Origin of the sequence: Bacillus sp. FSL R5-0603 (assembly GCF_038050295.1) — a bacterium.
In the GTDB taxonomy this organism is placed as follows: Bacteria; Bacillota; Bacilli; order Bacillales; family Bacillaceae; genus Bacillus; species Bacillus subtilis.
Window position 1 is genome coordinate 141592 of the sequence record NZ_JBBOYP010000001.1, and the last position, 12320, is coordinate 153911.

Below are 12320 nucleotides of genomic sequence, written 5' to 3' on the forward strand. Positions count from 1 at the left end.
TTAAATTTGGTTTTGTAAACAAATACTGTTACTGGGTTTATAGTCGGAAGATAACGTGAAAATAAAGGGTAAAAGGAAGGCAGGGTAAGCGGATGAATGAGCAGATTCCACATGACAAAAGTCTCGATAACAGTCTGACACTGCTGAAGGAAGGGTATTTATTTATTAAAAACAGAACAGAGCGCTACAATTCAGATCTGTTTCAGGCCCGTTTGTTGGGAAAAAACTTTATTTGCATGACTGGCGCTGAGGCGGCGAAGGTGTTTTATGATACGGATCGATTCCAGCGGCAGAACGCTTTGCCTAAGCGGGTGCAGAAATCGCTGTTTGGTGTTAATGCGATTCAGGGAATGGATGGCAGCGCGCATATCCATCGGAAGATGCTTTTTCTGTCATTGATGACACCGCCGCATCAAAAACGTTTGGCTGAGTTGATGACAGAGGAGTGGAAAGCAGCAGTCACAAGATGGGAGAAGGCAGATGAGGTTGTGTTATTTGAAGAAGCAAAAGAAATCCTGTGCCGGGTAGCGTGCTATTGGGCAGGTGTTCCGTTGAAGGAAACGGAAGTCAAAGAGAGAGCGGATGACTTCATTGACATGGTCGATGCGTTCGGTGCTGTGGGACCGCGGCATTGGAAGGGAAGAAGAGCAAGGCCGCGTGCGGAAGAGTGGATTGAAGTCATGATTGAAGATGCTCGTGCCGGCTTGCTGAAAACGACTCCCGGAACAGCGCTGCATGAAATGGCTTTTCACACACAAGAAGATGGAAGCCAGCTGGATTCCCGTATGGCAGCCATTGAGCTGATTAATGTATTGCGGCCTATTGTCGCCATTTCTTACTTTCTTGTGTTTTCAGCTTTGGCGCTTCATGAGCATCCGAGATATAAGGAATGGCTGCGGTCTGGAAACAGCCGGGAAAGAGAAATGTTTGTGCAGGAGGTCCGCAGATATTATCCGTTCGGCCCATTTTTAGGGGCGCTTGTCAAAAAAGATTTTGTATGGAATAACTGTGAGTTTAAGAAGGGCACATCGGTGCTGCTCGATGTATATGGAACGAACCACGACCCTCGTCTATGGGATCATCCCGATGAATTCCGGCCGGAACGATTTGCGGAGCGGGAAGAAAATCCGTTTGATATGATTCCTCAAGGCGGGGGGCACGCCGAGAAAGGCCACCGCTGTCCAGGGGAAGGCATTACAATTGAAGTCATGAAAGCGAGCCTGGATTTCCTCGTCCATCAGATTGAATACGATGTTCCGGAACAATCACTGCATTACAGTCTCGCCAGAATGCCGTCATTGCCTGAAAGCGGCTTTGTAATGAGCGGAATCAGACGAAAAAGTTAAATTAAAAAGCTCTCTTCCTTTATCGAAGAGAGCTTTTTGATTACTTCTTTTTTTCATCGTAGTATTGGACGGGATACATGGAGCCTTCTGATACCATTTTGTTGTCCTCGATATCTTGCGGGTCCGGGTGGCCGGCTTTATCGACTGGGAACGTTTCCATGTCTGGCTGTTTTGTTATTTTCATCTTCATGCTGTGAATGAATTCTCTTGCTTTTTGGCGATTTGACGGGTCTTTTAATAGATAAGAAGTGATGCCGACAGTTGAAACAGCGAGACCTGAAAGTAACAGCTTTTGTTTCATGGTGATACTCCTTTCTATTTTAAGAATAGTGTTTCCTGTATCATTCCCGTTTTGGAAATAGCTAAACCTATTGTGTTTTTATCGTCGGGATTAACAGTAAATTCCATTTAAGAAGAAACTAGTGACTTCATTCCTGTATTGGAAGGTAATATACATTGACTTATTATAGTTTCAGTCAAAATTCGATAAATATTGACAAAGTAAAGTAATCAGAATAATAATATAATTAGCAAGAGAATGTCATCATACATGAAAGGTGTTTACGATATGAATCAATTGCATCGAAGAATGGGAACGTTTTCCCTCATGATGGTCGGGCTCGGGTCGATGATCGGTTCAGGCTGGCTGTTCGGGGCTTGGCGTGCGGCTCAAATAGCAGGACCAGCTGCTATTATTTCATGGGTTATTGGAATGGTCGTCATTTTATTTATTGCTCTTTCTTATAGTGAACTAGGTTCTATGTTCCCTGAAGCGGGGGGAATGGTAAAATATACGCAATATTCACACGGTTCGTTTATCGGTTTTATTGCGGGCTGGGCCAACTGGATTGCGATTGTGTCCGTCATTCCGGTTGAAGCGGTGGCCTCCGTTCAATATATGAGTTCTTGGCCTTGGGAATGGGCGAAATGGACAAGTGGTTTGGTGAAGAATGGAACGCTGACTGGGGAAGGACTAGCATTTGCCTCTGTATTGCTTCTCATTTATTTTCTGCTGAACTATTGGACAGTCAATCTATTTTCGAAAGCGAATTCATTAATTACGATTTTTAAAATTATTATTCCGGGTCTTACGATTGGAGCTTTGCTGTTTGTCGGATTCCACGGAGAAAACTTTACTGGCGGTGAAAGCATTGCGCCGAATGGCTGGGCAAGTGTGCTGACGGCGGTTGCCACTTCAGGTATCGTTTTTGCGTTTAATGGTTTCCAAAGCCCGATTAATATGGCGGGTGAAGCAAAAAATCCGGGGAAATCAATTCCGATTGCGGTTGTCGGCTCTCTTTTCGTTGCGACAGTGATTTATGTCCTGCTACAGATCGCCTTCATTGGAGCTGTGAATCCTTCTGATATTGCTCACGGCTGGAGCCATCTGAATTTTAATTCTCCTTTTGCTGATCTGGCGATTGCGCTGAATATTAACTGGCTAGTTATTGTGTTATATGCGGATGCATTTGTATCACCGTCTGGAACGGGGATTACGTATACGGCGACAACGTCCCGAATGATTTACGGAATGGAAAAAAACAAATACATGCCGAGTATATTCGGAAAGCTTCATCCGATTTACGGCGTTCCGCGACAAGCAATGTTCTTTAACTTGATTGTGTCGTTCATCTTTTTGTTCCTGTTCAGAGGGTGGGGCGTATTAGCGGAAATTATTTCCGTTGCTACGTTAATTTCTTATATCACCGGCCCGATCACAGTCATGACATTGAGACGGACGGGGAAAGACCTGTACAGGCCTCTTCGTTTAAAAGGTTTAAACGTGATTGCGCCGCTTGGATTTATCTTTGCGTCACTGGTGCTGTATTGGGCGCGCTGGCCGTTAACAGGGCAGGTTCTGTTTATTATCCTGATCGGTCTTCCGATTTATTTCTATTATCAGGCGAAGGCGAAATGGAAAGGGTTTGGCCGAAACTTCAAAGCCGGCGTCTGGATGGTGTTTTATCTGCTGGCCATGATGGTCATTTCTTATTTGGGCAGTGATAAATTCGGCGGCCTGAATGTCATTCATTATGGCTGGGATATGGTTCTGATTGCGATGGTATCACTTGTATTCTATGTGTGGGCGCTGAAGAGCGGCTACCAGACAGAATACTTAAAGGATGCGAAAGAGATAAATTCTCAGCTGCTTAATGGACAGTCAGAAGCTGCTGCCGGAAAAGAATAAAATATGAAGAAAACCTTGCGATAGTTGTCGCAAGGTTTTTTCTGTTTACTTGAATAACACAAGACAACAGGCTTCAAAACAGATTCATTGTTTAATCTTCGGGAGCATTCCTAACCGTGTTTATGAAGTTTGTTTAAATTTACTTTAAATGCTTCCTGGAAATACTGTATAAAAATAGGTTTGTGGTAAAATTGTCTAGTTAAATGATTAATTCTTTATTGTTACATTAATTCCAATTATTGAATGTGAATAAGAGTTTTTTAGGATAAATATATATGTACGTCGAAAGGAATAGGGGGAAGGTATGAAATTTTCAGTTGCAATACCAGTATATAATGACCAAAACTCAATAAAAATATGTTTAGATAGTGTGTTAAATCAAACTATCGGACAAGACAGACTTGAAATTATTTGTGTGAATGACGGTTCAACCGATGAGAGTGGTGCTATATTAGATGAATACATGAGTAAATATCCTTGCATAAAAGTGATTCATCAAGAAAATAGTGGAGCGCCTGGTCGACCTAGAAATAAGGCAATAGATATTGCTACAGGAGATTATATCTATTTTGTTGATGGAGATGATTATTTAGGGATTGAAGCTTTGGAAAGAATGGAAGAAAAGATTCTTGAATATCAAAGTGATATTGTCATAGGACGTTATGAAGGGATCAATAGAGGAGTGCCTGTTTCAATTTTTAAGAGAAACCCGGACTGTTTTTCTTTTTTTGGTTCAAACGCTCTTTTTACAACGAGTGCTCAGAAATTATTCAAACTTGATTTGTTGAAAAAACATAATATTCGTTTTCCGGAACATTTCTCTCTGGGAGAGGACCAGCCGTTTATCATTCAGGCATATGCCTATTCAAATTCAATTGCATTGGTTAAAGATTACGAATGCTATTATTTGACGAATCATCAGACCGTTGGAAGAGTCCAACTAACGAAAAAACCTTTATCCGGTAAACTTTTCATGCTTAGAATTGAAGAGACATTGGCTGCTATTGAAGCATTAGAACTAGACAAGGATAAGAAATTAATGGTCTTTCATCAATATTGGGAGAGAGTTTTAGATGTAGAACTGAGTGCGCTCATCTCAAGATCATTTTTAGTAGAGGACAAACTTTATATATTCAATACATTTAAGAAAGTCCTTGATAAGTATCATTATCTGGATTATTACTCTCAATTTTCATCTAGGCAGAAGCTATTAATTCGGTTGATTGACAAAGGTAAGATGGAGGATTTAATTGCCTTTTGGTATGCGGAAAAACATACGGGCAATATGGTGGTTTTTCATGGACAAGTATATCCAAAACCCAAAATGGCTTATGAACTAGCGTTAAATGAATCCATATCCTTTCATCGGCTTAATAAGTTTGAAGGGGAAATAACTAGATTAGAACGTTTAGAAAACACTCTTTTACTGGAAGGATTTTGTTATCATTCTCACGTTGATTCATCAAACGAAAATTTATTTATTGAAATCTCTTTAAGAGGTCAGCAAGAAGAAGGGATTACATTACCGGCCTTCAGAAACATTTATGAAAAACACCACCCAATAGAAATTGAGTCCCACTATTTGAAAAAGGAACGTGTTACCTACTTTCATACCTTTATCCCGATACAGTCCCTTTTCCGTTTTAACCAAGAAGGAGACATATTGGATGTAAGATTAATTAGTAAGATCGAAGATTATACGAAATCGGTAAGATTGAGAGCAAAACCAACAGTGTTATTAAAGGAGTCCTTATTTATTTCTAAAGAGCATACAGAGTGGACATTATTGTCTACCTATTTAACCAAATGGGGAAATCTTTCTTTTGTCTTAAAAACTCAAGAGCTTGATATTAAAAATTTTTCATTATCATACAATGATTCTGAAGTGAAAGGGTATTTCAGTTTGCCATCGAGTGTATCTTTGGATGAATCAAGCCGCTTTCAACTTATATTTTCAAAATTTCTTACTTATGAACCTGAAGTTATACTTCAGAAATCCAGTGGCAGCGAACAGTTGTGCCACTTTCGCTTCGCAGTCTCTAAGAGTGATTTAAAGCAGCTGAGACAAAAAAAGAATGTAGAAATTGCGATAGGGCACTATAAGAAAAGAGTGCCAGTTTATTATAAAGAAAGACCCTCTATCATAAAACGCGTACTAAATAAATTAAGACGGCTTTTCATTTAATATATTTTCAAATCAAAAGAGCTTTGAATCCAAGGAGATTCAAAGCTCTTTTTTTTTACTTTTTATAGGATTTTTTCACATAATGAAACACATCCGGGTAATTCGTAAACACTCCGGTAACTCCCAAGTCAAGCAGGCGATGCATATCAGCTTCATTATTGACTGTGTAAGGGTGAAGCAGGAGGCCGTGGCTGCGGATCATACGGACGTTTTCTTGATTTAATGCTTTATAATCCGGGCCCGCACCGACAGCGTATGTTTTGATTTCTTCCAGGGCAGCATCTGTCATTGACGCCATTTGTTTGGCTTCCAGCAATTGAACGGTCGGCAGGTTTGGCTGTAATTGATGGATTTTTACCAGGCTTTCTTTGCTGAACGATTGAATGATCACCTGGCCTGGCTTAGAATGTTTCCCCAGTAATTTATGTTTCTGCAAAGAAGCGATCAGTTTTTCTTCCATACCTGGGTAGGTGTCAGGCGATTTTGTTTCAATGTAGTAGTTCGCGTGCTTTCCGAAACGGTCTAATACCTCTTCTAATGTAGGAACTTTAAGGCCGACGTACTGCGGCTTTGCTTTTTCCGGATAGGCTTCATTAAACCAAGAACCGGCGTCAAGCTTCTTAATGTCTGCGAGCGTATGGTCTTTCACCCAGCCCGTTCCGTTTGTGGTACGGTCCAGTTTTTCGTCATGCATGACAATCAATTTCCCGTCTTTTGTCATTTGCAGATCCAATTCAATATAATCAGCTTTCATTTTCTGAGCAGTTTCGTAAGACAGAATCGTGTGCTCAGGCACATATCCAGAAGCCCCTCTGTGCGCGACGGTCAGGATACGGTCAGGTGACAGCAGGTTTCCTTTTGACGCTGCCGACACTGGCGTTACCATAAATGAGAGTAAGCCCAGCGACAGAACAAACAAGGCCAGTATTCTATTTTTTCTCATGATTTCTCCTCCTTATAGATAAGCACTACCTGTCTTTCATATTAAAAAACGGATGTAAACGGCGTGTTGGAAAACTATTAATCTTTTATGTGTCTTTCTTAAACATGCTCTGCCCGTTTTCCTGTATTCCATGTCAAAGCCAAGAAGACGATGGCAAGAATGCAGGAAGAGATCAGCATGATAAAGCCGCCGTTCCAGTTAAAACGGTCAACGACAAAGCCCATAATGGCGTTTGCGAAAGCGGATCCGCCGATGTATCCGAAAAATCCGGTCAAACCGGCTGCAGTTCCGGCTGCTTTTTTCGGTGCTAGATCGATCGCTTGCAGGCCGATCAGCATAACAGGTCCGTAGATTAAGAAGCCAATGCTGATTAAGGCGATATTGTCTACGAGCGGATTGCCGGCCGGATTCAGCCAGTACACCAATACGGCAATGAAAACACCCGCCATAAACAAAACGCCTGCCGGTGCCCGGCGGCTTTTGAAGAATCGGTCACTGATCCAGCCGCACAAGATTGTTCCCGGTATGCCTGCGTATTCATAAAGAAAATACGACCAGCGCGAGTCTTCAGGAGAAAAGCCTTTGGCTTCTGTTAAGTAAGTAGGCGCCCAGTCAACCACGCCGTATCGCACGAAATAAACAAATACATTGGCAAAAGCGATGTACCAAAGAAATTTGTTGTTCAGCACATATTGAAAAAGAATTTCTTTTGTTGTTAATTCTTTTTCCTGATTTTTAAAAGCGTGTTTTGGATAGTCATTCCGATACTCTTCAATTGGCGGGAGTCCGCAGGATTGAGGCGTATCACGAACCAATAAAACAATTAAAAAAGAAATGATAATGGCGATGATGGCAGGGAAGAAAAACACGCTTTTCCAAGTGACGAACATCGCGATCCCAAGAGTGACAAGCGGAGCAAGAATACCGCCGCCTATGTTATGGGCGACATTCCAGATCGACATTTTTGTGCCGCGTTCACTTATGGAGAACCAATGGGCCATCGTCCTGCCGCATGGCGGCCAGCCCATTCCTTGAAACCATCCGTTGATAAACATAAAAATAAACATGATGGTGACGCTCGAAGTCACCCAAGGCATTGAAACGAATAGAATATTAACGATTGCTGATAAAAATAGGCCTGTCGCCAGAAAATATCTCGGATTACAGCGGTCAGACACCATTCCCATGATGAATTTGCTGAAGCCGTACGCAATGGACACAGCGGCCAGCACCAAACCCAGTTCTGTTTTCGAAAATCCCTGTTCCTGCAGATAAGGAATGGCAAAGGCAAAGTTTTTCCTCAGCAGGTAGTAGCCTGCGTAGCCAATGAAAATACCAATGAATACTTGCAGCCTGAGCCGTTTGTATGCCGCATCCATCTTTGAATCATCCAGTCTCTCAATATGAGGAGCCGGTTTAAATATATTAAGCATTAATAATTATCCCCCTTTGCTGTTTGTGCTGGATGTGTGGCGTGCCTCCTTTCCCAAAACAAAAAGAGCCAGAAAACACCCCTTGTCAAAAGGGGTTGGATTCCTGGCTCTCCTCATCTCCATCCAAGCTATTAACTTATCATGATAGCGCTTTCTTAAATTATCATAGTCCGGAGCGAATGTAAACGGGTAATTTTCAAATTGGGCCTTAAGGAAGTAAATATTATCCTTTTACTAAATGAAATTATATTTTTTTACTAGTAACATAAAAATCTGGAGGGAGGCTGTTTAAAGGTGGATGAATTAGATATCGCATTCTTTATTTTACCGTTAGGAATTATGCTGCTATCGATTGTCGGGACTTGTATTTGTAAAAACCCGTATCTGATGCCAATGCTTAGTTTGGTGATTTCTCTTGTGCTCACCTTTACCATTTTTAATGAATCATTTTTGGGATGGGCTGTTATCTATAGCTTGGTTTCTCTGGCTTTATCGTATATCACATTGATTGTGGTAAGGAAAAGGAAGGAATTAGGAAATTAAAAAGACCTCACTTTCTGACATATCGTTGACTAAAGCAACTATATGTGATTATAATTGCCTTAGTCAACAATATTAGAAAGTGGGGATTGATTTGAAAACAAGAGAATCATCTGTCGGGTTAAAATTCAGAAAGTTCAATCGATTTTATACAAACGTCCTTGGTTTCCTTAATGAGCACATTTACGACAGCCCGTTTTCCTTAACAGAAACACGGATTTTATTTGAGATTTATAATACGCCTAATTGTACGGCAAAAGCTCTTCAGGATAAGCTGGGGCTTGACCGGGGATATGTCAGCAGGATTGTGAAGCAGTTTGAAAAAGAAGATTTGATTTATAAACAGAGGAGCAAAGATGACGCCCGCCACCATTACATTTTTGTCACAGAAACAGGAAAAACGATTTATAAAAAGCTGGAGGAGAAAGCCAACGAACAAGTAGAACTGATGCTGAAGGAAATCAACCAAAAGGAGCAGCACAGGCTTGCCGAGGCGATGGCAGAGATTGAAGCGATCCTTTCACAGTCGCTTTCTGCCAGAACATCAGAGATATCGATTAGAGATTATTTTCTTTCGGAGGATCTTCAACTCCTTATTGAGAAACAAAGACAATTTTACGCGGAGGCTCACGGTTGGGATGACACGTTTTTAGCTTATCTTCAGGAGACATTTGACGCTGACATCGAAAAAATATGGATTGCGGAAAGCGGCGGGAAATTTGCCGGCTCTGTCGGGTTGGTCAAGCATGATGAAAAGACAGTCCAGCTCAGATGGTTTCTGGTTGATGCGGATTTTCGGGGCAGGGGGCTCGGCACGCAATTGCTGGAGCATCTGGTTGCATACTGCCAAGACATGAAGTTTGACCGCATTTTCCTTTGGACGGTGAGCACCATGGCTGAGGCTCGTCCGCTCTATGAAAAATTTGGATTCAGGATAAGTGAAGTAAAACAAGAAGCGCCATTATGGGGACAGCAGCTGACAGAAGAACGGTGGGATTTGGAGCTGTCATGAAAAGACTGCATTATGCGTGGATCATCGTCTCCGTCACCTTTTTGATCTTATTGGCGGTTCAGGGGGTGCGGCTGTCGTTTGGTGCGTTTGTGGAGCCGTGGGAACGGCAATTTTCAATGGATAGAAGCACCATCTCGCTGATTTCGACGATGAGTTTTATTGTTTATGGCATATCACAGCCTGTGATCGGTCGGCTTGTGGACAAATGGGGTGCCCGGGCTGTTTTGGCATGGAGTGCGTTACTGACAGGAGTCAGCATTTTCTTAACATACCTAGTGACTTCGCCTTGGCAGCTGTTTCTGCTTTATGGGCTGGGTGTCTCGCTTGGAGTGGGCGGAGCATCGAATGTGGCGGCAAGTGTATTGGTCGTCAATTGGTTCAGCAAAAAGCGGGGACTAGCCTTTGGGATCATGGAAGCAGGCTTTGGCGCGGGGCAAATGCTTCTCGTTCCCGGCTCACTCATGTTGATCCATTGGTTTAGCTGGAAGCTGACGGTTGTGGTGTTGGGACTGCTGTTAATCGTGATTGTCTTTCCGGCTGCGCTGCTGATGCTGCGGAACAATCCTTCAGAAAAGAATACAGAGCCGATAGGCGGACTGGCTGCATCAGAAAAAGAAACAGCACCCAAAACAACAGCTCTTTCAGTGGCCGGGATGTTTCGTATGAGGCAATTCTGGTTCTTGATTTTTCCGTTTTTGATCTGTGGATTTACGACCGTGGGGCTGATGGATACCCATTTGATTCCGTTTTCTCATGATCATGGCTTTTCAACGACAGTCACGAGTGCTGCTGTCAGTCTGCTGGCAGGCTTTAATATTGCTGGCATCTTGCTGTCCGGAATTGTAGCGGACCGGTGGAGCAGCCGGAAAATCCTGTGCTTTTTATATGCGGTGCGGGCGCTGTCGATCGTGATTCTTATTTACAGCCACGAGCCCTACTTGCTTTTAGCCTTTGCGATTCTGTTTGGATTAGTGGACTTTGCAACGGTAGCACCGACTCAAATGCTCGCCACCCAGTACTTTCAAAACTACTCGATCGGCCTCATGATTGGCTGGCTGTCACTCGCCCATCAGATCGGATCGGCACTAGGTGCGTATGTGCCCGGCGTCATCTACACGGTAACGGGTGAGTATACACTGGCTTTTTATTTGTCGATTGGAATGCTCGTGCTTGCAAGCGTAATGAATGTGATGCTGAGGGAGCCAGCGGCGGTTACGCGTGACAGTGCGGCTGTGGTAGAGAAGTGATGAGAGCAGAGGATAAGCATCTCTGATTTGGGATTATTCAGAGATGCTTTTTTTGTATTTTTGTTCTAATACGAAGTCGATCATACCGACTATGCGGGCGTTTTCGGATTTTTGTTTGAAGCGTTCAGAAATTTGAACTTTTCTTGAAAATGGGGAAACAATAAAAACCCAAAAAAGGCCGATCAAGGCAAAAAACATTTGTACAGCTAATTCTATTAATTCATTAAAACGAGTGCTGAAAAAATAGAAGTATAACGTTATTAATGTCACAGTACATACGATTTTGGAAAGTGTGTTTGAATGTAAGCTGTGGTTCACTAAAGAATACCTTTAATTGATTCAGCATGATTAAATCATATTTGTTTAGGAAAATAAGAAGTTCTTTATCATCTTTTTATGTTCTAAAATAAAGTTGCTGTTTCTGTTTCTTTATATGTATGGTGGTCTACATTCAATATATACATCTCTTAAAGTATAAAAATTGAGTATTTCTTAGTAAGGATGAAACAAAACTACATGATTTTTTTGTTATATCTTTCAGTTAGAATAAAATCTATAACTCCTCTCATTCGCAAATATTCGGCTCTCTGTGCAAAGTGCAGAACAGTATGTAATTGTCCTTTTCTAGATATATTTAAAAGCTTTATCAAATCAATAAGGATTTTCAAGAAAATAATTAATAATAGAAAGATAAAAATGTGTGGTATGTCAATGTAATTGATTTGTCCTGAAAATAAAGAAGTTGCATAGACAACAATAATACTTCCGCAAAACATCAAACTCATATAATGTGGAAGGGAAAATGGACGAGTTGAAAAATATGCTTTTAATTGGCTTAGCATAGCATTATCTCTTGTATCTAAGTAGCCCAAAAGCTCTTTATCATTTTTACTAATTGTAAGAACATGATTCAATACAGCACTAAAATTCATTGAATCTTCATTATCAGAGGCAGTATGTTTATTAGCCTGTATGTTTTGTTGATCCATTTTATATTTTTTATAAAGTATTGCATTAATTAACTTGTTTTTCTCATAGAATTCAGATCGTTGATTAAGGGATGCTTTTCCTTTGTTTTCATTTCCTTTTTTTATGATTTTAGTATAAGTCATAAAAATACAAATGACTGTAAAAATAGAAAACACTGCAGGTGAAATATCTGAAAGAATAGTATTGGTGAAGACTTCTTTTGCTTGGATGAAAAGGAAAGAAGCTAAAGTCATAGATATAAACATGCATAAAACTGCTACTTTCACAAGAAACTGAAGCGGAAGAGAAGGTTCCGAATAATAGTGCTTCAACTGGTTGAGTGTCAGAGAATCTTGGCGAAAAAGATAATCTATTATCTCCTGCTGATTTTGCATCTGATTGATATCATGAGCGATGTTTTTTGTTTTTTCAAAAACTATTTGATCATTTTTCATTT

The 12320-nt window shown here is 41.2% G+C and carries 10 protein-coding genes; 6 read left to right on the top strand and 4 right to left on the bottom strand.

The window, feature by feature from the left end:
• The first annotated feature begins 92 nt into the window (after positions 1-92).
• The gene (gene cypC, locus NYE56_RS00755; protein ID WP_341283322.1) at positions 93-1346 is read left to right on the top strand and encodes a fatty-acid peroxygenase; all 1254 of its coding nucleotides are present in this window, start codon (positions 93-95) and stop codon (positions 1344-1346) included.
• A gap of 40 nt (positions 1347-1386) precedes the next feature.
• On the opposite strand, the gene NYE56_RS00760 is transcribed toward cypC, so the two are convergent.
• Positions 1387-1647 carry a hypothetical protein gene (locus tag NYE56_RS00760; RefSeq protein WP_003234883.1) on the bottom strand — a complete coding sequence of 87 codons (261 nt, stop codon included), beginning with the start codon at positions 1645-1647 and terminating at the stop codon, positions 1387-1389.
• A 267-nt stretch (positions 1648-1914) separates the two neighbouring features.
• Between NYE56_RS00760 and NYE56_RS00765 the strand changes: the two genes are divergently transcribed.
• Together NYE56_RS00765 and NYE56_RS00770 are read left to right on the top strand one after the other, a co-directional pair.
• Positions 1915-3534 (top strand): APC family permease, encoded by a 1620-nt coding sequence (locus tag NYE56_RS00765; RefSeq protein ID WP_341283323.1) that lies wholly within the window; start codon positions 1915-1917, stop codon positions 3532-3534.
• Positions 3535-3838: 304 nt separating this feature from the next.
• Positions 3839-5719, top strand: coding sequence for a glycosyltransferase family 2 protein (locus NYE56_RS00770; protein ID WP_341283324.1), 1881 nt, complete (start codon positions 3839-3841; stop codon positions 5717-5719).
• Between the two features lie 55 nt (positions 5720-5774).
• Here NYE56_RS00770 and NYE56_RS00775 read toward each other — a convergent pair whose 3' ends face one another.
• Positions 5775-6662 carry a glycerophosphodiester phosphodiesterase gene (locus tag NYE56_RS00775; protein ID WP_268555796.1) on the bottom strand — a complete coding sequence of 296 codons (888 nt, stop codon included), beginning with the start codon at positions 6660-6662 and terminating at the stop codon, positions 5775-5777.
• Positions 6663-6760: 98 nt separating this feature from the next.
• The gene (glpT, locus tag NYE56_RS00780) at positions 6761-8095 is read right to left on the bottom strand and encodes a glycerol-3-phosphate transporter (RefSeq protein ID WP_003246460.1); all 1335 of its coding nucleotides are present in this window, start codon (positions 8093-8095) and stop codon (positions 6761-6763) included.
• A 294-nt stretch (positions 8096-8389) separates the two neighbouring features.
• Here glpT and NYE56_RS00785 point away from each other — a divergent pair, with 294 nt between their 5' ends.
• The 3 genes from NYE56_RS00785 to NYE56_RS00795 all read left to right on the top strand — a co-directional run bounded on the left by NYE56_RS00785 (position 8390) and on the right by NYE56_RS00795 (position 10894).
• Positions 8390-8638 (top strand): YbeF family protein, encoded by a 249-nt coding sequence (locus NYE56_RS00785; protein WP_133953766.1) that lies wholly within the window; start codon positions 8390-8392, stop codon positions 8636-8638.
• A gap of 91 nt (positions 8639-8729) precedes the next feature.
• Complete coding sequence (locus NYE56_RS00790) at positions 8730-9647, top strand: bifunctional helix-turn-helix transcriptional regulator/GNAT family N-acetyltransferase (protein ID WP_085187833.1); 918 nt, start codon at positions 8730-8732, stop codon at positions 9645-9647.
• A complete protein-coding gene (locus tag NYE56_RS00795) occupies positions 9644-10894 on the top strand; it encodes an MFS transporter (protein WP_133953793.1) in 1251 nt (416 codons plus the stop codon). Before NYE56_RS00790 ends, NYE56_RS00795 begins: the two co-directional genes overlap by 4 nt.
• Before the next feature lie 512 nt (positions 10895-11406).
• Here NYE56_RS00795 and NYE56_RS00800 read toward each other — a convergent pair.
• Positions 11407-12318, bottom strand: a complete 912-nt coding sequence (locus NYE56_RS00800; RefSeq protein WP_268555797.1) for a hypothetical protein — start codon at positions 12316-12318, stop codon at positions 11407-11409.
• Between the last annotated feature and the right edge of the window lie 2 nt (positions 12319-12320).

Coding starts and splice junctions, on each gene's coding strand:
- NYE56_RS00770 (WP_341283324.1), top strand. CDS start 3,839: ATGAAATTTTCAGTTGCAATACCAGTATATAATGACCAAAACTCAATA.
- NYE56_RS00795 (WP_133953793.1), top strand. CDS start 9,644: ATGAAAAGACTGCATTATGCGTGGATCATCGTCTCCGTCACCTTTTTG.
- NYE56_RS00800 (WP_268555797.1), bottom strand. CDS start 12,318: ATGAAAAATGATCAAATAGTTTTTGAAAAAACAAAAAACATCGCTCAT.
- glpT (WP_003246460.1), bottom strand. CDS start 8,095: ATGCTTAATATATTTAAACCGGCTCCTCATATTGAGAGACTGGATGAT.
- NYE56_RS00760 (WP_003234883.1), bottom strand. CDS start 1,647: ATGAAACAAAAGCTGTTACTTTCAGGTCTCGCTGTTTCAACTGTCGGC.
- cypC (WP_341283322.1), top strand. CDS start 93: ATGAATGAGCAGATTCCACATGACAAAAGTCTCGATAACAGTCTGACA.
- NYE56_RS00775 (WP_268555796.1), bottom strand. CDS start 6,662: ATGAGAAAAAATAGAATACTGGCCTTGTTTGTTCTGTCGCTGGGCTTA.
- NYE56_RS00765 (WP_341283323.1), top strand. CDS start 1,915: ATGAATCAATTGCATCGAAGAATGGGAACGTTTTCCCTCATGATGGTC.